Annotated in this window: 19 protein-coding genes and 4 pseudogenes; 17 read left to right on the top strand and 6 right to left on the bottom strand. The window is 36.0% G+C overall.

Features of this window, described 5'->3' with window-relative positions; all coding sequences use genetic code 11:
* Window positions 1–37: 37 nt before the first annotated feature.
* Together PSR12_RS18910 and PSR12_RS18905 are read left to right on the top strand one after the other, a co-directional pair.
* Window positions 38–394 (top strand): annotated as a pseudogene (locus PSR12_RS18910) (recombinase family protein); the annotation flags it as partial.
* A pseudogene (locus PSR12_RS18905) lies at window positions 369–515 on the top strand (GMP synthase (glutamine-hydrolyzing)); the annotation flags it as partial. The pseudogenes PSR12_RS18910 and PSR12_RS18905, both read left to right, overlap by 26 nt.
* Before the next feature lie 156 nt (window positions 516–671).
* Here the strand turns inward: PSR12_RS18905 and PSR12_RS18900 are convergent.
* A complete protein-coding gene (locus tag PSR12_RS18900; protein ID WP_274770111.1) occupies window positions 672–812 on the bottom strand; it encodes a hypothetical protein in 141 nt (46 codons plus the stop codon).
* Window positions 805–1,071: pseudogene (locus PSR12_RS23920) on the bottom strand (competence protein CoiA family protein); the annotation flags it as partial. The pseudogene PSR12_RS23920 and the gene PSR12_RS18900, both read right to left, overlap by 8 nt.
* A gap of 267 nt (window positions 1,072–1,338) precedes the next feature.
* Between PSR12_RS23920 and PSR12_RS18895 the strand changes: the two are divergent.
* The 6 genes from PSR12_RS18895 to PSR12_RS18870 all read left to right on the top strand — a co-directional run bounded on the left by PSR12_RS18895 (window position 1,339) and on the right by PSR12_RS18870 (window position 10,597).
* The gene (locus PSR12_RS18895) at window positions 1,339–3,321 is read left to right on the top strand and encodes a DUF262 domain-containing protein (protein ID WP_274770109.1); all 1,983 of its coding nucleotides are present in this window, start codon (window positions 1,339–1,341) and stop codon (window positions 3,319–3,321) included.
* Between the two features lie 263 nt (window positions 3,322–3,584).
* A complete protein-coding gene (locus PSR12_RS18890) occupies window positions 3,585–4,595 on the top strand; it encodes a restriction endonuclease (protein WP_274770108.1) in 1,011 nt (336 codons plus the stop codon).
* Window positions 4,596–4,597: 2 nt separating this feature from the next.
* Window positions 4,598–9,022 carry an Eco57I restriction-modification methylase domain-containing protein gene (locus PSR12_RS18885; RefSeq protein ID WP_274770106.1) on the top strand — a complete coding sequence of 1,475 codons (4,425 nt, stop codon included), beginning with the start codon at window positions 4,598–4,600 and terminating at the stop codon, window positions 9,020–9,022.
* A gap of 91 nt (window positions 9,023–9,113) precedes the next feature.
* The gene (locus tag PSR12_RS18880; RefSeq protein ID WP_274770104.1) at window positions 9,114–9,266 is read left to right on the top strand and encodes a hypothetical protein; all 153 of its coding nucleotides are present in this window, start codon (window positions 9,114–9,116) and stop codon (window positions 9,264–9,266) included.
* 210 nt (window positions 9,267–9,476) lie between these two features.
* A complete protein-coding gene (locus PSR12_RS18875) occupies window positions 9,477–9,662 on the top strand; it encodes a hypothetical protein (RefSeq protein ID WP_274770102.1) in 186 nt (61 codons plus the stop codon).
* 785 nt (window positions 9,663–10,447) lie between these two features.
* Window positions 10,448–10,597, top strand: a complete 150-nt coding sequence (locus PSR12_RS18870; RefSeq protein WP_004228154.1) for a hypothetical protein — start codon at window positions 10,448–10,450, stop codon at window positions 10,595–10,597.
* Window positions 10,598–11,224: 627 nt separating this feature from the next.
* Here PSR12_RS18870 and PSR12_RS18865 read toward each other — a convergent pair.
* A pseudogene (locus tag PSR12_RS18865) lies at window positions 11,225–11,517 on the bottom strand (DDE-type integrase/transposase/recombinase); the annotation flags it as partial.
* 396 nt (window positions 11,518–11,913) lie between these two features.
* Between PSR12_RS18865 and PSR12_RS18860 the strand changes: the two are divergent.
* The 7 genes from PSR12_RS18860 to PSR12_RS18830 all read left to right on the top strand — a co-directional run bounded on the left by PSR12_RS18860 (window position 11,914) and on the right by PSR12_RS18830 (window position 19,602).
* Window positions 11,914–12,291, top strand: coding sequence for a DUF3221 domain-containing protein (locus PSR12_RS18860; protein WP_274770100.1), 378 nt, complete (start codon window positions 11,914–11,916; stop codon window positions 12,289–12,291).
* 350 nt (window positions 12,292–12,641) lie between these two features.
* Window positions 12,642–13,190 carry a helix-turn-helix domain-containing protein gene (locus tag PSR12_RS18855; RefSeq protein ID WP_274770099.1) on the top strand — a complete coding sequence of 183 codons (549 nt, stop codon included), beginning with the start codon at window positions 12,642–12,644 and terminating at the stop codon, window positions 13,188–13,190.
* A 138-nt stretch (window positions 13,191–13,328) separates the two neighbouring features.
* A complete protein-coding gene (locus PSR12_RS18850) occupies window positions 13,329–14,585 on the top strand; it encodes a hydroxymethylglutaryl-CoA reductase, degradative (RefSeq protein WP_274770098.1) in 1,257 nt (418 codons plus the stop codon).
* A 3-nt stretch (window positions 14,586–14,588) separates the two neighbouring features.
* The gene (locus tag PSR12_RS18845; protein WP_274770096.1) at window positions 14,589–15,029 is read left to right on the top strand and encodes a hypothetical protein; all 441 of its coding nucleotides are present in this window, start codon (window positions 14,589–14,591) and stop codon (window positions 15,027–15,029) included.
* The gene (locus PSR12_RS18840) at window positions 15,026–16,381 is read left to right on the top strand and encodes a tripartite tricarboxylate transporter permease (RefSeq protein WP_016995237.1); all 1,356 of its coding nucleotides are present in this window, start codon (window positions 15,026–15,028) and stop codon (window positions 16,379–16,381) included. Before PSR12_RS18845 ends, PSR12_RS18840 begins: the two co-directional genes overlap by 4 nt.
* A gap of 19 nt (window positions 16,382–16,400) precedes the next feature.
* Entirely contained in the window at window positions 16,401–17,297 is an 897-nt protein-coding gene (locus tag PSR12_RS18835; protein WP_274770094.1) for a hydroxymethylglutaryl-CoA lyase, read from the top strand.
* Window positions 17,298–17,646: 349 nt separating this feature from the next.
* Window positions 17,647–19,602 carry an AraC family transcriptional regulator gene (locus tag PSR12_RS18830; RefSeq protein ID WP_274770092.1) on the top strand — a complete coding sequence of 652 codons (1,956 nt, stop codon included), beginning with the start codon at window positions 17,647–17,649 and terminating at the stop codon, window positions 19,600–19,602.
* A 232-nt stretch (window positions 19,603–19,834) separates the two neighbouring features.
* Here PSR12_RS18830 and PSR12_RS18825 read toward each other — a convergent pair whose 3' ends face one another.
* Window positions 19,835–20,566 (bottom strand): response regulator transcription factor, encoded by a 732-nt coding sequence (locus PSR12_RS18825; RefSeq protein WP_274770090.1) that lies wholly within the window; start codon window positions 20,564–20,566, stop codon window positions 19,835–19,837.
* A 130-nt stretch (window positions 20,567–20,696) separates the two neighbouring features.
* On the opposite strand from PSR12_RS18825, the gene PSR12_RS18820 reads away from it, so the two are divergent.
* The gene (locus PSR12_RS18820) at window positions 20,697–22,157 is read left to right on the top strand and encodes an amidase (RefSeq protein ID WP_103118753.1); all 1,461 of its coding nucleotides are present in this window, start codon (window positions 20,697–20,699) and stop codon (window positions 22,155–22,157) included.
* Between the two features lie 134 nt (window positions 22,158–22,291).
* Window positions 22,292–23,545, top strand: a complete 1,254-nt coding sequence (locus PSR12_RS18815) for an MFS transporter (RefSeq protein WP_274770089.1) — start codon at window positions 22,292–22,294, stop codon at window positions 23,543–23,545.
* Window positions 23,546–23,615: 70 nt separating this feature from the next.
* Here PSR12_RS18815 and PSR12_RS18810 read toward each other — a convergent pair whose 3' ends face one another.
* Together PSR12_RS18810 and PSR12_RS18805 are read right to left on the bottom strand one after the other, a co-directional pair.
* On the bottom strand, window positions 23,616–24,056 hold the full coding sequence (locus PSR12_RS18810; RefSeq protein ID WP_004228176.1) for a cell wall hydrolase: 441 nt from the start codon (window positions 24,054–24,056) through the stop codon (window positions 23,616–23,618).
* Between the two features lie 132 nt (window positions 24,057–24,188).
* Window positions 24,189–24,743, bottom strand: a complete 555-nt coding sequence (locus tag PSR12_RS18805; protein ID WP_221681224.1) for an ECF transporter S component — start codon at window positions 24,741–24,743, stop codon at window positions 24,189–24,191.
* Window positions 24,744–24,885 lie beyond the last annotated feature (142 nt).

Here is a 24,885-nt window from a genome sequence, read left to right as displayed (position 1 = left end):
TAGTTATGATATACATATATTTTTTCTTTAAAAAAATAAGGAACTGATTGCAAAAGGCATCAAGGTACATATTTTGAATATTTACTGGACAATACACCAGCTTCTAAGCTGATTCGAAACATCTTCTTTGCCTTTGCAGAGTTTGAAAGAGATATGATTATTGAGCGTACACAAGAAGGGAAAGCAATCGCTAGACAGAATCCAGATTATAGAGAAGGTAGAAAGCCTAGTTATACAAAGAAGCAACTGGAACACGCCCTGGAGATGCTAGAGAGACTCATACAATCAAGTAGTTGAAAAGACTGGTATTAGTAAAAGTACGCTTATTCGTGCTATGAAGAAGAATAGAGCAGCAAGGGAAGTAAAATACATCAATCGACGGTATGACTTCTGACTGGGCACGTATTCCTTTAGATGTATTAGAGAAAATCTCTGTACGCCTAGTATACGAAGTAAAACATGTAAACCGCGTGCTGTACGATGTTACACCTAAGCCACCTGCAACGATTGAGTAGGAATGGTTATTATTGAAAGAATATATAATAGTAGGTTCTCTTTCATTTTGTAATAAATCTATATATATATTAATTATTGGAAGGTGTTCGAACATTCATAAGTTGCTGTGGATATTTTAAACGCAGAACGACTTAATCATCCTCGATATCTTCAGCTTATATTTCTTTATAATAATTCGCTCCAAAAAGCCAAATATCTTTGACCTTCGCTATTGCATAAAGCTTACGACGTTCCGGCCATTTCTCTGCTGTCTGTTCACCATTATATTTCAAATGCGAACGTATGGCCTTATCCAAAATCCGCATACACATCCGCAATTTGATTGGTCTTAGCAATGCGTTCTTCTAATGCAACACAAGCATTAGGATATTTCTCCTTTAACCAATAATAAATCGCTAATTTACCACCAAGATGTTCCTGTGTTTCAGGTTCTCCAACAAAACTACATTCGACATGACGTTCATGATAGAAGTGATGAATACGCTTAGCCCCTCCACGAAAGAAAACATGTTTTTGACAGTGTGGACAATACAGTTCTTTAGCTTGGGCTAATGAATATAAACGTGCTTTATCTTAATGAAATGCAAATTGTTTTTCACCGTTTTGATCGACTGATACGAACATTTTTTCACCTCACCTAAACAGAGTAATTAATTTAGGATTCATAAGTACTTAATTTTTAGGAACTTTAGCTTAAGACACTAGGATTTATATTATGCTTTTTCTATACATTGAGTAAAATATGGTAAAATGTAATTATTTAAATATGTAATTTATTCGCAAAGTTATATAATTCCATTCTACCAATTTGGAGTGATCTAATTGAAAGCAAATGAAACAAACTTACAAGAAATAATTGAAGGTTCGAAACAATATATAATACCGATGTTTCAACGTACATATAGTTGGGATCAAAAACAATGGTTAACGTTGTGGGAAGATTTAATGGAGCTAGTTGAAGATGGGCAGCAGTATGAAAATCACTTCATAGGATCAATTGTATCTATCCCTGTGAATGCAAATCCTACTGGAGTGCAGCAGTTTTTAGTAATTGATGGCCAACAAAGATTAACAACATTACTTATATTATTGAGTGTTATTCGTGATAAAGCAGAGGAAGAGGATTTACCTGAATTATTTGCTGAGATTAATGAAACGATGCTTGTAAATCGATTTAAAAAGGGTGAAGAGTACTTTAAGTTACTGCCAACACAAGTTGATAAAGAAATATTTAAAAGAATTATTAAGAAGGAAAATACAGCTGCTAATGCAGATAGTTGTCTTGTAAAATGCTATCACTATTTTAAAAATAAATTAGACGATGATTTAACGCTTAACATTGAGCATTTAAAAAACGGTATTTTGCAAAATTTATCAATAGTCAGCATTGTTCTTTCACCTGATGAAAACCCTTATTTAGTTTTTGAAAGTTTAAATGCAAAAGGCCAGCCTTTAACAGAAGCAGACCTAATAAGAAACTATTTATTCATGCGCATTGATCCTTCAGAGCAAGAGGAAATGTATACAGGCTATTGGTTACCAATGCAAACGAATCTTGGTGATTCATTAACCGAGTTTATCAGACATTTCTTAATAGGTATAAATTTAAATGTAAAAAAGAAAGATGTCTATGTAAAACTGAAACAGCAAGCGGACAAGGTAAATGTAATTGACTACCTTAAAGAGTTGGCTATATTTGCGAATTATTATGATAAATTGTTACATCCAGATAAAGAATCTAACGGGAAAATTAGATATTATTTAAAGAGGATTCAGCAGTTTGAGGCGCGTACCGCATTTCCGTTTTTACTATATATTTATCGTGATTTTGATGTTAAGAAGTATACATTGGAGCAATTTATTGAAATTTTATCTATTATTGATAATTTCATCGTAAGAAGATACGTATGTAATATTGACTCAAAACCATTAAACAAAATGTTTGGTTCGTTATATAATCAACTAAAGCCATATAGTGAAACCGATTCTATTCAAGAATTAAAAGAATTTTTACAAGTGAGAGGCTACCCTAAGGATGCAGAGGTCCTTCAAGAATTAAAAAATTCACCGTTATATGGGGCCGGTGATAAGAGAGAAAAATGTAAGTTTATTCTAGGTGTTCTTGAAGAAAGTTATGGTCATAAAGAGAAAGTTGATTTAACAAAGGCGACAATTGAACATATTATGCCTCAAACTTTAACAGAATCTTGGGAGACAGAATTAGGTAGCGATTTTGGAGAAGTACACGAAAAATATCTTCATATTATCGGGAATTTAACTCTAAGTGGGTACAATTCAGAGTTATCGAATGAATCTTTTTCAACAAAGAAAAAGTACTATAGTAAAAGTAATTATGAATTAAATAAGGATATTGTTAAATATAGCACTTGGAATAAGCAAGCAATAATTGATCGGACGGAAAAATTATGTGAAAAATTCATTTCAGCTTGGCCATATTTTGGGTTAGCAACGGTTAAAGAAAATGATGTGACAGGTAGTTCACCACGCATATTATTCATTGGCGATGAGTCTATCAAGGTAAAAGTTTGGAGAGAAGTTTTAGAACATACTATTATGTTTATTTACAAAAATAACACTGTTTTTTACCAAGAGTTATTGAATACGCGAAAATTGTTAATTTCGGTGGAAAAAAATTCAGATATGCGTAGAGCTAAGCAACTCCCAAATGGCCATTATATAGAAGTGAATTTTAGTGCGAAAAGTATTTATACAACTTGTAAGAAACTATACATTGATGCGGGGTTTGTTGCTGATACATGGGATGTAGAAGTGGAAGTGAAATAAGATATTAAGTTTGAATTGATATCACATAATTATCGTTTTTAATACAAAAGAAAAGTTGGATTTTTATAGGAACTTTAAAAAGAAAGCTTAATAAAGAAAGTAAGAAAATGTTGCAAGATGTGCCTGTTGAAAAAATTAAAAGTATGGATTCTTTTAAAATTGATGGTCGGCTAACCTTCAAAATTACCTATGTTATAATAAATTTCAAATAAATATTTGTATCTTATTATTAATGTCAGTAGTGGGATGAAAGGAAGATGAACATGAATTACTATAGTCCTGAACAAACGGGCAATGATAATAAGGCATTGTTTGCAGATAAACAACTAATTATTATTAATAAATCTGGTGATATTTCAGAGAATAGTATTCGCGAGCATATGCCTGAAATATTAAATATTTTGTTGATAGATAGAACTACATCGACTTTAAAAACTAATAAAAATATTATATGGGCGAATGAAAATTATATTAGCAAAGGTTTCAAAGCTTATGCACCGACGGCAGAAATTCAACCGGAGTTGGTTACGGGTGAAAATGGACATTTAATTATGCCACGAGCTTTGAAAACTAAAGCGCTTCAAAAAGAACGAACGAAATATAACGCGGAAGTATTTACACCGATACATGTTGTGAAACAACAGAATGATGTAGTCGAACGTGCGTATTTGGACGATGATTTGCAGACTTATGTGAAAAGGACATGGCTTGAAATTACTTGTGGTGAGGCACCGTATATGGCATCTCGCTATGATATGGAAACAGGTGAAATCATTCCAATAGCTGAGCGTGTTGGCTTTCTTGATCGAAAACTTGCGCGCATTAATGAGGAAGTTTTCGATAAGGCTGAATGGCAGCGTTTAGTTGAGTTGGCATACCAGGCTAGTTACGGCTTTGAGTGGAATGGGGATTCTTTATTAATAGCGCGAGAAAATCTACTTTACACTTATCGTGATTATTACTTCGAAAAATGGCAGGAAGAGCCGATTTACGGTCTTTTTAAAAAAATAGCTGAAATTATTAGCTATAATGTCTTTCAAATGGATGGCATAGCTAAAAAGCTAGGCTCTCCGAAGAAAAGTAGTGGACCTTATTATATAGTGCCATTATCAGAGAAAAAGGAAAAGAAGCTAGAGGTGCAAATGAGTTTTGATTTGATGTTTGAGAATGAAGAAAGCAAAACAGATGAATTTCGAATTATCCCAGGGAAACGAGTGAAAATCATGAATTGGGAAATAAACAAAATGGAGTATTTTGATAAAGGGGCTAAGTGAGGATGAGCGGAGTACTTGATAAATTAAATATTCAACTGAAAAGTTCAAACTTTGAATTCATGAAATTAGACAATGATATAGCGCCATTTTATAAATTAGCAACGCAGGCGGAATTAGATTTCGCGTTACAAGCATATGACAATACTTTAGTTAATGTAAGAAAATTAGCGGAAACATTAACGGATTTAATTATTGATCTAAATTATGAAACAGTTCCTTATAGAGCCACCTTCAATGAAAAGTTAGCAATGATAAAATCGTCGAATTATGAAATTCCCCGTCCAATTATTGATGCCTTTTATGAAATTAAAAGTAGCGGAAATAAAGGGGCGCATACGATTGAAGATAATAAGGAGTTATCATATAAGTCTTTAGGACAGCTGAGAGTCATTTTATATTGGTATATGGTCACTTATACGGATGTAAAATTAAAGAGAACGCCATTTATAGAGCCGACTGTGATATCACGCTTTAAAAGCAATCAAGAACGAAAAATTGTTTATATCCAAACGGCGGATAATAGTAGTGGGAATTGGTCGGTCTATGAAGGGGCAGAAAAAATAGGTGAAACAACGGCACCAGAAGAAGACCAAGAAGAAGACTGGTCACCAAATAGTGAATTTTTACGCTCTGTCACACGTAAGCGGCTGAATAGCTATATGCGTACTGCTGGCGTTCCTGCGAAAATTGATTGGGCAGAGCTAGCGTGGATTAAGGAAACGAAAACGTGGTTTGGAGACAATGCTGTCCATGAAGTTTTACTTCGCTCTGGCTATAAAAGAAAAGAAGGGCTAGAGGGGACAGAGTGGTTCAAAATCAATTTAGAGACAGCTAAGGCAGCTATAAAAGCGGTAAAGGAAGGTCGAAAATCGCTTAAGTTAGAGGATAAGGAAGAGACGAAAAAAATTAAGTTGCGACCAGAACAAACTGCTGCTGTTGAGCAGGCAACGAAAGCGTTCAAAAAATATCAAAAGGTACTTTGGAATGCAAAAATGCGTTTTGGAAAAACGCTTTCTACATATGAGTTAATTAAACAAAATAATTATCAAAAAGTTTTAGTAATGACACATCGTCCGGTCGTATCGGATTCATGGTTTGATGATTTTAAAAAAATTGGCATGGAAAAGCTAGGTTACGACTATGCTTCTAAAACAATGGGTGAAAAAGACTTAAATAAATTAGCAACGGGTAGCTCGCCGTTTATTTATTTCATGTCGATACAAGACCTTCGTGGAGCGACAGAGGTCGGTGGGAAGTTCGAAAAAAATAGTGAGTTTTTTCAAATTGATTGGGATTTAATCGTAGTCGATGAAGCACATGAAGGTACGCAAACAGAGCGCGGTGACATGCTATATGAAAGGCTGACGAAGGAACAAACGAAAATACTAGAATTATCGGGTACACCATTTAACATTCTGAACGAATTTAGCGAAGAGCAAGTATTTACTTGGGATTATATTATGGAGCAGCAAGCGAAAATTAAATACTCCGTAGAGTATCCTGATGAAGTGAATCCATATGAATCGCTACCGGAAGTGGAGATGTACACTTTTGAAATGGCAACCGATAAAAAGTATCAAAATAGCGATAAGTATTTCGACTTCGCAGAGTTTTTTAAAGTGGATGAGAGCGGCTGGTTTGTACACGAATCTTCCATTAATACATGGCTAGATGAAATTTCTTCTTATGGCAAAACAGGCTATCCGTTTTCGACAGCCGAATATCGAGAAAGTATTCGTCATACATTGTGGCTCCTTCCGAGCAGAGCGGCAGCGAAATCGTTAAAAGTATTGCTTGAAAATCATCCTGTTTTTAAGGAATATAGCGTTTTAAATATTGTGAGTGACAACGATAATATCGGTGAAAATGATGCTGATATTGCTCGTGTTCGCGCCGCTATTACTGACAAGCCTTCAAAAACGAAAACGATTATTCTAACTGTGAGAAAATTAACAACAGGTGTAAATATTCCTGCATTAAATGCCGTCGTGTTCTTAAATAATACGACGAGCGCACAAAACTATTTACAGGCTGCCTTTAGAGCGCAGACGCCTTTCTCAGATGAAGTTTTAGGCATGAAGAAAAAAGCGTATGTATTTGACTTTGCGCCAGATAGAGCGTTAAATATATTGGCAAAATCGGTTTCAATGTCGCCGAAAGCGGGTGCATTAAATACAGATGAGCAAAAAGAAAAGCTAGGCGCACTCCTTAATTTCTTACCAGTACTTGGTCAATCAGGTCATGAAATGAAGCCATATACAATCGATAATATGATGCGTCAGTTGAAAAAGGCCTATGCTGAAAGAGCGGTATTATCTGGATTTGATGATACATCCATTTATAACGATGAGTTATGGAAAGTGACGCAAGAAGATGTCGCAATGTTTAATGAGCTTAATGGTAAATTGGGGAAAACGCAGCAAACGAAAACGACAAAAAAAATAGATGTTAATGTAAACGGTTTAGATGAACAAGAGCGTGAAAAAGCTAAACGAGGAAAACGTAAAAAGCTTAAGGAACGTACTGAAGAAGAAAAGGCGGCTATAGAGGCAGAACAAAAGTTACGTAAAGAGCGTAATAATATGATTGCGATTTTACGCGGCATTTCAATCCGTATCCCGTTAATGATTTATGGCATGGATATAGATTTAGATCAAGATATCACATTGGACGATTTTGTGAATCTTGTGGACCCTGTGTCGTGGGAAGAGTTTATGCCAAAGGGGATTACGAAAAAGGACTTCATGAACTTTAAAAAGTTTTATGATCCAGAAATATTCATCGAGGCAGGGCATCGAATTCGTCAAGCTGCCTTATCTGCCAATAATTTGAGCTATCAGCAGCGTATCGAAAAAATTACGTCGATTTTTGCTGGCTTTAAAAATCCTGATAAAGAAACAGTTTTAACCCCTTGGCGTGTTGTGAACTTGCAATTAGGAAAAGTTTTAGGCGGTTATAATTTCTTTGATGAATCGTTTAAAGAGCCACTTGAGGATTTAAATTATAGAGAAATTGATTACGGGAATATTACAGAGCAAGCATTTTCGCAAGATGTAAAAATACTCGAAATTAACAGTAAGACAGGCTTATATCCACTTTATATGGCGTTTTCAATTTATCAACGCCGCTATTTACGAGAAAGCGTGAATTGGTCTAAATCGGAGTATATTCAAAAAGATAAAGAACTTTGGCAGGAAGTGCTTCAAAACAATATTTTTGCAATAAACAAAACTCCAATGGCAAGAACAATAACGTATCGAACGCTGAACGGTTACGAAAAAAATGAAAAGTTTGAGCAAAATTTAGTATATATTGAGGATTTACCGAGAAAGCTGAAAGAAAGTGTATCTGACACGAAAAACGAAATATTAACTAAATTTGGAGGTAGCAGTGTGAAATTTGATGTTGTGGTAGGTAATCCACCTTATCAAGAAATGGATGGAGGAGCTGCAGCGAGTGCAAAACCAATTTATCATCACTTTGTAAGGTTAGCTAAAGAACTTAACCCAGAATTAATTTCTTTCATTATGCCGACACGTTGGTATGCTGGTGGAAAAGGACTGGATGAATTTCGAGATGAGATGCTAAATGATTCACATTTACGTGAATTACACGATTGGTTAACGCCGGAAGATATTTTTCCAAATACGAATATTCGTGGCGGGGTATGCTACTTTTTATGGGATAAGAATTATGATAATTCCAAAAGACTTACAAGAGTTGTTACTCACGAAAGAAATCAAGTTACAGCTGATGTATTAAGATCGATGAAAATTGAAGGTATTGATATATTTGTACGTGATGGGTTGGCGAGTAGTATTATAGACAAAGTTTTTGTTCAAAAAGATATTGAAATCATGATGAATCATGTTTCATCACTTAGACCTTTTGGATTTAGGGGTTACTTTATTAAAGACGAAAAATTCCGTTCAACAAATTTAAACTTAAATAATCCTATTATTTGTTATGGAAAAGGAAAATTAGTTGGATATTTAGAAAGAGAAGAAGTCAAAGTTCGACCAGAATGGATTGATGTATGGAAATTATATACTCCTAGAGCAAATAATATTGGAACTGAATTAAATGATGATAATTTAAATTCATTTGTCGGTTCTCCAGGTACAATTTGTACAGAGTCATATCTTGTTATCGGTGCTGAATTAGGTTTAGATGAGATATCTTGTAAAAATCTTTCAAAGTACCTAGAATCAAAATTTGTTAGATATCTTCATAGTTTAGCTAAAGGAAGCCAAGATGCTACAGCAAAAACATTTAGATTCGTTCCTATACAAGATTTCACAAATCATTCGGACATAGATTGGTCAGTCTCAATTAAAGAATTAAATAGGCAGCTATTTAATAAATATAGATTAACAAGCGAGGAAATAACTCATATTGAGAATAAGATTAAAGAGATGGATAATTAATATAACAAATGAGCATGTCACAAGTAAGTGGCTTGCTTATTTGCTTTGGAAAAAATTTTATGGTATTTAGTGGCTTTAATGGCTTAATAGAATGATTGAAGAAGATAAAGAAAAATTCGAAGCAATTATAGATAGTTTGAATATAGTTTTTGAAGAAAAGATTCCAAGGGTGATAGGTATTCATTATCATATATTATTTGAACCAACAGAAACAGTTGATGCAGAAGAGTTCGGAGAAAATTGATTAGTTGATTCTGTATTTGTAATGAATTACAATGGAGATAAGGAAGAACATGGTAATAGACAATATAATACCTTACGGGGTTCTCATAAATGATGAAAATGAAGGTACTTTTGAAGGGGTATTGTTAATTATCGGTAATAGTCAAAGTATCTCTAAGTTAGAAGTTACCAAGACTATGAAACAAATTCTAAAATACAGGAATTGATTTCTATGGTAAAAATAATATTTAAAAAGAAGAAAAAGGAATTACTCCAAGAGAACTTCGTGCCTGAAGTTAGATCTTTAACTACTAAAATTGCTGCTGAAAGACAATGGAAAAGATTCAATGATTCGGATTTTCAACATGAGGAATTTGAACATAGATTTGAAAAGGTTTTGCTAATAGATAATTATTAAATTATAAATTCTATTTTACACTCAAGTATTAATTTTTCTTGAGTGTTTTCTTATAGAGTAACATCTTTTTTTAAAATTATATTTTTTTATACTGAATTTGTTTTAAGTATTTTTCCTCAAATCCATGATATATATTATGGAGGGGGAGTTTTGTAATTGAGAAGGAAATTGTTTTCTAAAAGGAACATAAGTCCTGGATTATTAAGAAAAAAATATGGTGCGCTTACAAAATCAGATGAGTCAACACAAGCTTTAGTGCGTGGTGCGAATAGACAATAGAAAAGGTACAATGATCCTCAATTTCAAAAAAATGATTTTGAAAAAAGGTTTAATCGGATTTTCAATCAAGATAAGAATGGTAAATAAAATTTTGTTGTATCCTCGTTGTATGTTATCGAATAGATGTTAATTAAAATATTAGTCTCCGTAAGCATATTTTAACAAACCTTATTAATTCCTTTGTAAGAGCTGTTTTTGACCCTCGAAAAGTTCTTTCAAACGTCGATATAATAAGGTTTGTTTGTTTTTTAGACTGAACACCTGCCGTCCATACATAAAGGTGAGCAATATTGTAGCGGTAAATAATGATAAAGGTATCATCTTCTGATATATGGGTGGATACAGATATTTTAAATACATTTGGTTATGGATTATTTACTAAGTATTTACTGAAATTAAGGTTAAGCGGTACACCAATATAGGAAAAAGGTTTACATCAGCAAAATAAGGTATACTATATTTGTTGATTAGATTTCTTTAAAGGCAGGAAAAGTAGGTGAACCAAAGTGGGGAAATATCAATTGGATACTAAAGGTAAGGTGGCTGTGGCAAAGTATCATGAAAAAAACAAGCCGGCCAAATTTGATAAAAAGCAGCAACTTGAGAAAATACGTGCGGAGTATTTGAAAAAGAAGCAAGAACAAACAGATCAATAATTTGAATGAAAACATAGGAAGACTAAAATTTCCCTATGTTTTTCTTTTCAAATTGATGAATATAGACATTGGAACGACATAGACATATAAATGGGAGTCACCATCTACAAATGAGGACAAAAAATTACATGATTTGAATGCATTTATCTGTTTTTGATAATCATCTTAAAACCTACCGTATGATATTACATCCTAGCCCCAACGACGATTGAGTAGGAGTAGTCATAAAGCTAGATAACCATCCGTTTATCTCTTTAAACTGATATCCAACGTTTTTGGTTAAATGTGAAAGAATTCATGTGAATATATGCATATCAAACTCTTCAAAGGCTCTATTTTGGGTATTATTTTTATAATTGTTTTTACATCTGAATGTCTCAGTCTCTTAGTATTTTTTTATTTGCATCTGCTTCCAATAATAGAGACTAATGTCTTTAGAGGTAACTAAGGTTTTTCTAATAAAAAATTATCTTTATTTGTAGCATTCCTAAAATCAGAGCGCAATTAAGTAGGTTACACATAAATGAATTAAATAGTTAATTCGAAGTATGGTAGCTTCGTTATTTCATTAGGCTGTTTGGGTAAATGGGTTCGGTATTGCACCGGACTCGTTTTTAATTTTGCCTAGTAGTTTATATATTTTTCTAATTCTATTTTTAATGCTCTATACTTTCAAATTCCCTCATGTAAAGGAATTTAGATTTCATAATGTCAAAGAAATTCACCATGACAGAGTTGTCGTAACAATTTCCTTTACGAGACATACTTTGAGCAACCCCTCTTGATTCTAAGGCGCGACGATATTTATTCATTTGATAATGCCAGCCTTGATCGGTATACATGAGTAACTGGTGGTGCTCAGGTAAACGTTCGAGTGCTTTGTCCAACATGTCTGAAACAAGTGAATAGGTTGGTCTAGAGTAAACTCTAGTGTTTAATTTGTATACGGCTGAATAATAGCTTCAACTGCATTGTATTTCATATTGCTTAATCCATTTAAGGATTGCTTTATTATTAGTCCCCATAGATTTAGCTATATCATAGGAGCTTTTCATTCCATTCCTCTCAAGTAGAGCTTAACAGCTTGTAATTTATCTTCGGCAGTTCAATACAATTTTTTATTTTACAAATTCTATCCAATTGTATTGAAAACTTCAAAATATTTTCTGTATTCCTTCTTTAGGAAGTATTACAAGTAAAGTATTGTTTGGTATTGTAGAATAGAGGTGAGCACAGTATTTGGTATATTATGTACATTTAAAATGCTAAATTGTATTCAACATGAAAACTATTAAATGTATAAGGTGGTGGTTTGAATGAAGAATAGAATCCCCAAACCTATTATCAACACGGTTTTAGTGTTACTTTTTCTTGTTGCTTTATGGTTCTTAGGTAATGTTAGCCAACTATTTGCTAGTAAAGAAAATACCGAAAGTGAAATTGGTTATATAGTAGTGCATGAAGGAATAGTTTATTTTATTCAAGGGAAGGACGTTCAACAATCAGATATAGGGAGTTTCTCTAGCGAAAATCTCATGTACTTAAATAAATTTGAATCAGTTTCAATTTTAATCAATGAATCGAAACTTTCTATGAAAGGAATTAAAAGTGGAGATGAAGTGAGGATTTGGTATTCTGAAATTTTGGAGTCAAATCCAGCAAAAATCAAAGTTATTCGTATAGAAAAACTGTGACCAACATTTCGCTTTTACTAAATGTAATTTAATATCATTTATAAATAAAACTTCCGTTTATTTCTTCTATTTAAGTTGATTATTGCTTCTCAAAATTAATTTTTGTGGAGCATGATGCAACAATCCCAAAAAGTACGATTCGCGGGATTCAGACTAAGAAGATGTGAATGTCATCACTATAATGGTATAAGGGTGTGCTAAAAGTCGAGAAACTTTCAGCACACCCTTTTGTATTTAATTGAACAGATGAAAAATGAAGAAGTATTATACGCTCCGTATTTTTCTATCCATCATTTAAAAATATAGTATAGTTATTGTAAAAACCGAAATGATCGAGGGGACTGGAATAGATGAACTTACTAGAAGTTGGAGTAAAAATAAAGCAGATGCGTAAGAAAAATAAAATGTCTCAGGATGATTTAGCTTCGCAGATTAATTTAACGAAAAGCCATATTTCCAAAATTGAAAATGGCAAAGCGACACCGAGTCTGGTGACCTTGTCCAAGATTGCGGAAATATTTGATGTGCCCATGGCCTGGTTTGTTATTCAGGATCAATTTGATGGCATTTCGATTGTTTCGAAAAAAGAACGCAATGAGACGGTTGAGACGAATGAACTTGGCTATCAATATGAGCTGTTAGCGAATAAGAGCTATATGAGCAATATTAATCCTTCTATTGTTACTGTACATAATGGAGCGGAAAATTTAGCTCCTTATACTCACGATAATGATGAATTTATTTATGTCATTTCGGGTAGTATCGTCTTGAAATACGATCATAAATTTTACCATTTAGAAGAGGGGGACTCTGCGTATTTTTCTGGGAAAAAGGAGCATATCTTTATTAACAATTCTATAGAGAACTCAAAGGTATTAACGATTTATGTTGAGGATTAAATCTTTCTTTTAAACGTAAATATTATCGAAAATACAAATTTCTTGTTTACAATACTATTCAGACAATTTACAATTGGTGTAATGTTATTCAACTAAGTTGAATTATATTACACTTTTTTTAATTTTGGGGGTATGGGGATGACTTCACGTATTAAAGGATTTTATTTACTTTCAGTAGAAGAGCGAATTAAGTTAATTGCTGAAAAATCAAATTTAACCAACGAGGAAGTTGAAGCTTTAAAAAGTGGAATTTCATTAGAGCTTGCTGATGCAATGGTTGAAAATGTTATTGGACATATTTCAGTGCCTCTAGGGGTAGCGGCCAACTTTAAGGTGAATGGCAAAGAGGTATTTATTCCGATGGCTACCGAAGAGCCGTCAGTAATTGCTGCGGCTAGTAATGCGGCACGAGCAGCATATGAGTTAGGTGGTATTTTTACTTCCAGCTCGGGCACAGTTATGCGAGGACAGATTCAGGTATTAAATATTGATGACCCTCATGCAGCAAGGGCGAAAATTTTTGAACATAAAAATGAGATCATCGAGCATTGTAATGGAAAGGATCCAACGTTAGTCAAGTTAGGCGGTGGAGTGAAGGATATAGAAGTACACTTAATCGACACAGCAAAAGAAACAATGGTTGTCGTCCATTTAATCGTAGATACGAAGGATGCAATGGGGGCAAACGCTGTCAATACGATGGCAGAATCTGTGTCACCATTAATCGAACGTATTACAAATGGACGAGTGGTGCTACGGATTATTTCAAATTTAGCAGATAAGCGTATTGTTCGTGCACGTGGTGAATTCTCGACAGAAATGCTCGGGGGGATAGAGATTGCAAAAAATATTGTAAGTGCTTACGAATTTGCAGATGCTGACCCGTATCGGGCTGCCACACATAATAAAGGGGTTATGAATGGTATTACAGCTGCAGTATTAGCATCGGGTAACGATACACGCGCTGTTGAGGCTGGTGCTCATGCCTATGCTGCTCGTTCTGGTAGATATCGTTCTTTAACTACGTGGGAGCTGAATAAAGCAGGCAATCTTGTTGGGACGTTGGAATTGCCATTAGCTGTTGGTATTGTTGGTGGGGCTACGAAGACTCATCCTGTTGCAAAAGCAGCGCTAAAAATTATGGATGTGCAATCTGCAGAGGAGCTAGCCAGCTACATTGCCGCAGTAGGATTAGTAGAAAATCTAGCAAGCTTACGCGCACTTTCAGCAGAGGGGATTCAATCTGGTCATATGCGTCTGCATGCGAAAAATTTGGCTGTAATGGCTGGGGCTACAGGCGATATTATTGATCGTGTTGTGCAGCAGGCGGTAGAAGAGAAGGATTTCCGTTATGATCGTGTTTTAGAGATTACAAACTCTCTGCGAGGTGAATAATACATGGCGAATACTCCATACAATGAGCAAAAAAAGGTAGAGGAAAAGAAGTTTATTGAAATTTTAGGAGACACGGTTTCTGGTAATCAGTTAATTATTTCAATTATTTTAAGCGTTGCCGCAAGCTTTTTAGGCTATCAGTTTGGCCAGTGGTTTTTTCCAAAGTTTGCAGACCCTCAAATGATTAACTCTTATTCACTGTTAACAGGAATCACGGGTATTCTGATTGTTGTCGCTATTAATACGATTCTTTTTAAACCAAAGCGTATTTTAGTAGAAGATGAGGCATCTAGTCATTCTTTAAAGGAAGCATTTGAGGATTTACAAATTGATATAGACGAGGAAATACGCTTAATCGAGGAAGATCTGGTGACAAAAAAGGAGCTTGAGGATTTTGGCATTCTTTCTAGCTTACAAGGCTTGAAGGGAGCGGATAAAAAATGAGTATTTATTTAATAGCTCTTTTATTTGCACTTCTTGGTGCAGCTATCTTTACTATAATTGGACTTATTTCAGGTACAGATGAAACAGCAATTATGGTACCCATTACATTGCTAGTTATTTTGCTGGGAGCGCCTCCTGAAGGGGTATTCGCCTTTTTCATGGCAGGCGTGTTAGCTAAGCATTTAACACATGCTGTCCCAACTGCGTTATTAGGCATTCCAGGGGATACAACGGCTGTACCGTTAATCGATCACGCCAATACATTACGCCGTTTAGGCATGCCGCACGTTGCACTACGTAAAATGATTTCTGGCGGTGTTATCGGTGCATTTATTGCCCTACCAACCGCTGTATTGTTAGGTCAGTTTTTAGGTCAATTTGCCGACTTTTTTAAATCTTCATCAGGTATCATTTTTACACTTGCCGCTATTTTAATCGCATTCTTTTCAAAAGGAAAATGGGCAAGTATTTTAATCATTATTCCATTTGCATTTTTCATAAAAGCTTTAGATAGCGTTAGCTTCGCGATGCTGGATAAACATTTAAGTATTACATTCTTTTTAGGAATTGCCATTGGACCGATGTTTTGTAATATTTTAATGGCGGCTTCCTCTGTTGCTAAAAATGATCTAGCACGCAGTAAGCCAAATCAATATAATCTTGCTCCCGAAACGAAATCATGGAAGGGCTATTTCCCGAATCCATTTAAAATTTTATCGAAAAGGCAGACCATTTTTACGAGCATTACAACGTTTCTTTCCTCCCTTACATTTGTTTTCAGTCCTGTTGGGATGACGTCATTGATGGGAGAAATTGTAGGCTCTCGTACAAAAGGTGCCTATAAAAAATCAACAACGAGTCTTACTGTCATGAATGGTGTAACGGAATCGACTTATATAGCTGAAGCGATTATTCCATTAATTGCATTCGGTATTCCGTTAAGTCCAGTAGCACTTGGACCAGCATCACCTTTATTTAATGCACCACCGATTTTTACAGTAGATCCAGTTAACAACTTACACACGCTAATGTCTTCATGGGACTTTTTCATTTTTGGGTTAATCGGTATTAGTGTAGCCGCTTTAATTGCTTATCCATTTGCGATGAATTATGCACGTAAAGCATCTGTATTAGTATTGAAATATATTAGCCAGGAAGCAATCGTAGCAATGTTTATCGGATTAGCATTTTTGCTTGCCTATAACGAGGCACAATTACTAGGAGTAGTGTTAACATTTACAGTCGCAACTGTTGGTGGTTTATTAAATCGTATTTTAGGTGTAGGGGCCGGTGTGCAATTCATGGTATTCTACGCATCAAGCTGGATTATGCTACAGCTGTTCGGCATTTAATTAAAGGAAGTGTATCTTGATGAACTTACCAAAAGCAGTGGAAATAAGAGAAGTTGGTCCTCGTGACGGCTTACAAAATGAGAAAATTTTTATTCCAACTGATTTGAAAGTGCAATGGATTAACTTAATAAGTGAAACAGGTGTCCGCCATATCGAAGTATCCTCTTTTGTTAGTCCCAAGTGGATACCAGCTTTAGCCGATCATCATGAAGTGTTTGAGCAAATCACACGTCATGAAAAAATAACGTATGCAGCGCTTGTGCCTAATTTGAAAGGGGTAGAAGGAGCCATTCAACAAAAGGTTGATGAAATTGCGTTATTTATCTCGGCCTCTGAGGAGCATAATCAAAGTAATGTAAACGCTTCAATTAACCAATCTTTACAGAACTTAAAAGCTGTAGCTGAAGTAGCAAATCGTGAAGGTATATCGTTAAGAGGCTATATTTCAACTGTATTTGGCAGTCCGTTTGGTGATGAAGTAAAGCTTCAAACAGTGATGGATATCATTGATGCCTATCTAGCAATGGGCGTTTCTGAAATTTCACTCGGCGATACAATTGGGGTAGCGGATCCTGTACAAGTGAAGGCTATTTTATCAGAGCTGCTCACTCAATACGATCGTGATTTATTTGCCCTTCATTTTCATGATACGTATGGTCGTGCTTTAGCCAATATATTTGCAGCATTAGAGCTGGGGATTACAAAATATGACAGTGCTATTGGAGGTTTAGGGGGGTGCCCCTATGCCCCTGGTGCAAGCGGCAATGTGTCAACAAATGATTTAGTAAATTTCCTGCATCGTTTAGGCGTGCAAACGAATATTGATGAAGAAAAACTATTTACCGCCACACGATTTTTACAGCAGGCAATAAATAGACAGCTTGATAGTAAAGTGTATAAAGTGCAAAGTAATTAAGTAAAAGAGCTCCTCTATAGTTAGAATTAAAATTAGAATTGCATCACCACTTGTTAGACACACTCTACCAATTGGTGGTGCAATTTTTTCTATGGGGAAATTTCCTAATGAGAAAAAATAGAGGCTGTTTTAAGCTATTTGAAATCATAAATAAATTACACATAACGGTTTAACAAGCTACGCTTAATTGGAATCCTTCATCTAGCCAGAAATGATTTGACTGTCCTTGACATATCTTGAAACAAAAATCAAAATGAGAATGATTATCATAAATAATTCTAATTGTAATATGCATGGGAAGGAGCAATCTAATGGACAGGATAGATAACGTTCGTTTCGTGGCAATATTATGAATATAAGCGAACAAATTCAACTGTGGAATCAAGTCGTCATTCGCGTACTGGACATTCGGGTAAAACGAGTTGGAGGTGGTGACGAAATTTGTGATTATGTAACACCAGCAAGCATGTTTATGTTTGTGGCAAATGGACGTGGTGAACTGTGGACAAACGATGAAGTATGGCTATCCGAAAGGTTTCATTTAATACATATCGGCAAGGGGCAGCGGATAACGGTTCAATCCACTGACTTTCTTGACACCTACATGATTTTATACAATGCTTCTTTACCCGCTTCAGCATTGCGGGAGTTTCATATGATGATGCAAACAGACAATCCATTTATGAAAAGCTGGGCAGTGTCACCATCCGAACCGCTCGTTATGTTGGAGATGCTAGAAACAATGCTTACCGACTGGCAACAAATAGACAATGGGCAGTTAGACAAAGAGAAAAACATGAAGGATGTCCATGAATTGAGAAGACTGAAGGCCAAGGGGGAATTCATCCGTTTCGTACATGCAACGTTACAGGAGCGGATGGAGCATGCTCACGCCCCATCTCTAACAGAACAAGTTGTCCGCTATATCGCAAAAAATTATCGTGGTATGATTTCTATGGAGCAGTTGGCCCAGCAAATGAATTACACTCCACAGTACGTTTCGAGGAAATTCAAAGAGCAGATGGGATGTAGTCCAATTGATTATACGATTCGATTACGCATAGACTTGGCGCGAAAATTACTGTGCGATACCGAAGCGACGCTACAAGAAATAGCTGCTTATGTTGGTTATCCAGACACGGTCTATTTTAACCGTATGTTTAAGAAACAAACAGGCATAACTCCAGGAGAATACCGCAAGCAATATCAGTATATAGGTTCGAAAGATACAATGAATAAGCCAAATTTGTCCATTGTTGCACCACATCCAGCAATGTATCATTTAAATGGTAATGATATTCATTATCAATTGATGTTGGGTGGAGGAAATGATATGGAAATTAGAAAGAAAAATCTATTAGCAATGGCACTATTGTGTCTGACTATGGTCGCATCAGGATGTGGAACAACACCAGAAGGGGCAAACGGAAAGAGTGGCGCAACAAAATCAAATCAAGTAAAGTCAGAGGCACCTGCCAATATCCAAATGCGAACAATTAAGACGGCACTCGGAGATGTAGAAGTGCCTATACAACCACAACGTATAGCAGCACCTGCCTATTTAGGAACCGTGTTGGCACTTGACGTCCAACCAGTTGCATCTGATTTTTTATTGATGGAAAGCCCGTATTTAGAAGGGATGCTTGACGGTGTAACTGATGTAGGAGATTCGCTAGAAGCACTGGTTGAATTGAAACCAGATTTAATCATCACAAATATTAATAAAGAAGAAGCAGTGGACAAATATTCACTCATCGCGCCAACAGTGGCTATGCCTTATAATAGCTTTGAAACCATTCAGGAGGAAATGCGTTATTTCGGTGATTTATTAGACAAAAAGGATGTAGCTGAACAATGGATTACCGATTTTGAGAGTCGCACTGGTAAATTACGTGATGAAGTTCAAGCTGCACTTGGTGAGGGAGAGACAGTTTCTATCATGCAGGAGTATGATGGAAAGGTATTCTTATTCGGATCAAAGTCTGGACGCGGCGGTCGAATTATGTATGAAATATTAGGTGCGAATCCACCTTCAACTGTTCCAGAACATATGCTAGCTGAATCATTTTACGAGTTTTCTCTAGAAATGCTTCCTGAATATACTGGAGAATATTTGGTATTAACAACAAAATCAACGTTGGAGGAACTGCAGGCTGATCCGATTTGGGGTAACTTGCCTGCGATTCGAGATGGAAAAGTATACTTGTGGACTGAAAGTGAGTCATGGTTTAGAGATCCGATTGCTGTAGAAGGGCAAATAGACAATTTAGCTAAATGGATTATTCAAACTGCTAAAACAAAATAAAAGTATAGCAAAAGAACGACTGTAATAAATAATTATCAAACATGATAGAAAAGAGACATTTCGATCTTCGAAATGTCTCTTTTCTAATGTCATCTCAGAATATAGTGTAGATACCCCTATAGTCCAAATGACAAATCATATCTTTTTAATAAGAGAAGGGTCCAGTTTGTATAAGAGTTCATTGTCACAATATGTGGGTATCGAACAGGAAATTATTCTTTGGATGACCCTACTAAACATGATCAATATACTTCAAACACTTTGCCAGCAGTTGGGTACGATTGGTTACTTGAAATTTTCTATATAGATTTTGAAGATGTTTTTTGATTGTATTTTCACTGACGAATAATTGCTTAGCGATTTCTATGTTTTTCAAGCCTTTGAATACAAACTTTAAAACTTCTCGTTCTCGATCTGTCATTTCCAACACGATGGAGGGCTGTGAATAGCGATGTAGGGAATACATGTTTTCGATATTTCTTTTCAAATACACTAACTTTAAAATATCTTTTTCATTAAATAGCTTCTCTCCCGCTTTTCTTAAAAAGCCAATAACGGCTACGAGCCTATTGTCTATCCTCAAATACATAGCCATTTCATCTTCATAGCGATTTTCCTTCAAAAATACTTCTTTATAGTGGGTTTGTTTTTGCAGGCACATCACTTCATTCCTACTCATTAGCTGAATGGAAGGCTGTGTATTTATATTTTGAGGGTGTAATGGATCAAAGTTTTTATATCTTTGTAAATAGTCATTAATCGTATGACTCTCTATATTAAAAAGCACAGGGGAGGTTAACTCATTATTTGCTATTTCCCAAAATAACATATGGTGATAGCCGAGATGCTGACTAATTGTTTGCAATAGTTCATGTTTAAACCCCTCATTGCTTTGTTTCACATTCATATTCGAAATATGATAGCTCGCTTTAAGAATGTTTTCTAAATCATTTTCTAAAAACATGAAAACACCTCGTTTCTCTATTATGCATTTATATTCTACTTAAAACAGAATTATCCTTTCGGGTAATATCTTAAATTTAGAATATTCAGTACATTATAGTTGCAAGATTACTACTATACGAGGTGATGATATGAATTTACAAGAGTATGCATCCTATGACGGTATTGGGTTGGCAGAGCTAGTAAAATCAAAGGAAGTAACACCACAGGAGTTAAAGGAGCTAGCGTTAGAAGGAATAAAAAAAGTCAATCCATCCATTAATGCAGTTGTTAGTGTGTTAGAAGAGCAGGCTGATAAAGCCATTGAGAAGGTTGATGAAAATGCGCCGTTTGCAGGTGTTCCGTTTTTAATTAAAGAGCTTGTGCTACATGCAGAGGGTGTTTCGCATAGTATGGGGAGTCGTATTGGAGAAAATACGGTTATACCCGTCGATAGTGAATTAATGGCGCGCTTTAGAAAGGCTGGCTTGATTTTAGCAGGTACTACGACAACACCAGAGTTTGGCTATAATGCAGCTACTGAAGCGGTTATTTATGGTGCAACGCGCAATCCGTGGAATTTAACTCATAGTCCAGGCGGTTCGAGTGGTGGGTCAGCAGCCGCTGTGGCAAGTGGTATTGTGCCAATCGCTCATGCCAATGATGGCGGAGGTTCTATTCGTATCCCCGCTTCCTGTAGCGGGTTAGTGGGATTAAAACCTACACGTGGAAGAGTTCCAGCTGGTCCATTCAATAGCGAGCCTTTAAATGGTATTGCCATTGAGTTCGCTGTGACGCGTACAATTCGTGATACAGCTGTTCTATTGGATCAAGTAGCAGGCCCTGACTTAGGGAGCTATTCCAAATTAGAAGTAACACATGCACCATATGGACAACTTATCCAGGAAACAGTGCGCCCGCTAAAAATTGCTTGGACAACTGAAACAAATTCTGGGGCATTTGTCGATCCGGAATGTATAGAAGCGGTTCATAAAACAGTTCAAGTTTTAAAGGAGCTAGGACACGAGGTAGTAGAAGCGCGTCCGAAATATGAACAAGCATCATTTACAAAGGCGACGGTTGCTATTTGGACAGCGAATATTTATCACATGATTCAGGGGGCTGCAGCGGGAACTGGTAAAGCAGTTTCTCCAGACTATATTGAAGCAGCCATTTGGAAATGCTATGAATATGGTGGTCAATTAAAGGCGGCTGATTTATTGGAAGCTATTCATACAAATGCAGTCGTTTCACGTCAAGTAGCAGGCTTCTTTGAAGACTATGATATTTTATTGAGTCCAACCATTGGCACACTTCCTGCTAAAATTGGTGAATTAAATGCCAACAATCCTAACATTTCGGCTGTTGAATGGACAGAGCAAATTTTCACTTATGCACCGTTTACAAATTTATTCAATGCTACAGGCCAGCCTTCCATATCATTGCCTTTAGCCGAAAGTAAATCAGGCCTACCAATTGGTCTACAAATGACGGGTAAATTTGCAGATGAATTGACATTATTACAGCTAGGTAGACAATTAGAGGAAGCCATGCCTTGGAAAGATCGTCAACCAGCAGTACATGTTAGTGAACAGCCTCAGCCAGCAGTATAATCTAGCATGAACGCACTTAGTAGAGACTAGGTGCGTTTTTTTGCGGTCGTAATTTTCAAGCTTCCTCAAAAGCAGGTTTTATCCTGATCTCGAACTCATATACATAAAATAAAAGCTAATAGGAGTAGTGATTATTGGACAAACAACAACATAAGTACAGATGGATTGTGTTTGTTGCTGTATTGTTTACCTATTTGTTAATGGCAAGTCAGCGAACTGCTCCAGGGTTAATTACAGATCAATTGATGGAGGATTTTGGGGTAACGGCATCGACAATCGGCTTATTGACGAGTATTCAATTTTTTGTGTACACGAGTTTACAAATTCCAATGGGGATTTTAGCTGACCGATTTGGGCCAAACGTTTTCCTCATCATTGGTGCCATCCTTACAGGTATAGGAACCATTCTTTACAGTTTAGGTACACATGAATTCATTCTATTCTTTTCTAGAATACTTACTGGTATAGGAGATGCCACCATATGGGTGAATATGGTGCTTATTTTGGCACAATGGTTTCATAAAAAGGAGTTTGTCCGATTGATCGGCTTTGCAGGTATGACAGGGAGCTTAGGTTTCTTATTGGCAACAGTTCCTTTTGCTACATTGATTCTTTTATTAGGTTGGCGAATCACCTTTTTCTCTACAGGACTTTTACTATGCTTATGTGGTGTACTTCTTTATTTTGTGCTCGTACAAAACACAAAACGCATCTTTTCAAAGGAACCAGTGTTCATAACTGAAGAAATACAACGTGAAAAAAGCTCCATATTATTACGAAGAATATTTTCAAGCAGGCAAGCATGGGCCTTATTTTTTTGTCATTTTGGCGTTGTTGGCGGGTATGTTGGCTTTATTAGCTCGTGGGCAGTACCATATGGGATCAATATGTATGAGATGTCACGATCAGAGGCTAGTCAGCTAATTATGATTGGTCTAGTCGGAGCGCTTTTAGGAGCACCATTAATGAGTTGGATTGCTGGCTGGTTAGGTACAATTAAGAGACCCTATATTGTTGTGCATATTGCGGTTTTAGTGAGTTGGTTTGCCTTTCTTTTATTGAAAGGGCATCCGTCCATTTTCATGCTTATTGTCCTATTCTTTCTCATTGGCTTTGGCTATGGTGCAAGTGCCTTAACTTTTGCAGCTGTTCGCCAAACTTTCCCTTTAAATGAATCAGGTATTGTTTCTGGATTTGCCAATACTGGGGGCTTTCTAAGTGCCGCATTGCTGCCGATTATTTTTGGTTATATTTTAGATTACTTTCAAGCTGCCACAGGCAATGTAAGTGATGGGTACTACTATGGTTTCATTTCGCCAGTCATATTTTCTATAATTGGCTTGATTGGAGTAATAATGTTTAAGGAAAAGCTTTTAAAGATGAATTAAGCCATGCTATATAATATGAGTATAAAGGGATACCTGCAATAGAGGTATTCCCTTTTTAACGTTGAACGAATTATCCCATATATACACTAGCACAAGTATCTGGAGCAGGTTCATAAAAGCAATGATTCTTAAATTGTCCTGTAAACGGCTGACCATACCATGTTGGGGGACATGGTGCATATGGATTGAAGTACCAGAGTGCGTATTTTGCTGGATGTTCTCGCCAGAAATCTAAGTTTTGTTTCGCTAATCTTTTTTCCGTTTCTCTTGCTCGTTGGTAAAACATATTGCCTTTTTGAACAGCTTCGAAAGAATAGTTTCCGCCTTGTACCTGGTAAATAACCTGCTCAATCGTTCTTACATCATTGAAATCTAAACAGGATGCCACTGCACGATTCACAATGACATTGCCCACGTAAAGCATACCTTGTTGACCTTCACCCTCAGCTTCTGCTCTCATCATCCTTGCCATTAAAGCAACGTCTGCATCACGGTATTTTACTCTTGGCATTTTTCCACCTCCACCTTATAGTATGAAAAAGAACAAGGCTAGTTTCACTTTATCTTGAAATTCGTTGCTTTTGCAGATCACTCCATAAAAAACACCATCTTTCCTGTTCAACAGCAAGATGGTGTATTTTCATTAAAAATTGTTTTTGAAGTATGGCGTTTTTTTCAATACAACACATACTGGGATGGCAATAACTAAGCCTACGATGTTTTGAATGACGTCCCCAGGAATGGATGCCAGCGGGGCAATCCAGCTGTTGAACATAATGGCTTGCCCAACATAGTAAACAGCAATCATCACGGGCATTGATACTACTGCTCCTAAAATATTCAGCCCAAGATTATCACCTTTATGTCCTTTTGCCCAAGCAATTTTACCAACAATGAAGCCTTGTAATGCGCGTGAAATAATGGTTGTGGGTGCCCAAATTAACCAGCCACCTACGATATCGAATAAACCCATTCCAATAGCTCCAGCAAGTGCTCCTTTTTTAGGCCCAAATAAAATAGCGGAGATAAACAGCATAGATGTTCCTAAGTGGATAAGACCACCTTGCCCGAACGGTAGCTTAAGATTGATAAACATTGTAGCAACGAAAACAAGTGCTGCTAAAATGGCTGTAATGACTAAATCAAATGTTTTTGTGCGTGATTTTGTATAGGATGTTGGCCTTTGTATATTTTGCATTTGTCTCTTCCTCACTATGATGAATATTTTGATGATTTTTACTTTAGCAAAGGACTGACTATTGTAAAAGTGTCAATTTCATAAAAAAGTTAAGGGTCAGTTTGAGGTTATTTTCGCATCTTTCGAATTGTGATACGATGGG

This window comes from Lysinibacillus sp. G01H (assembly GCF_028872195.1).
Classification (GTDB): Bacteria; Bacillota; Bacilli; order Bacillales_A; family Planococcaceae; genus Lysinibacillus; species Lysinibacillus capsici.
The sequence above is the reverse complement of the archived record's forward strand: the minus strand, read 5'-3'. Positions and strand labels throughout refer to the sequence as shown.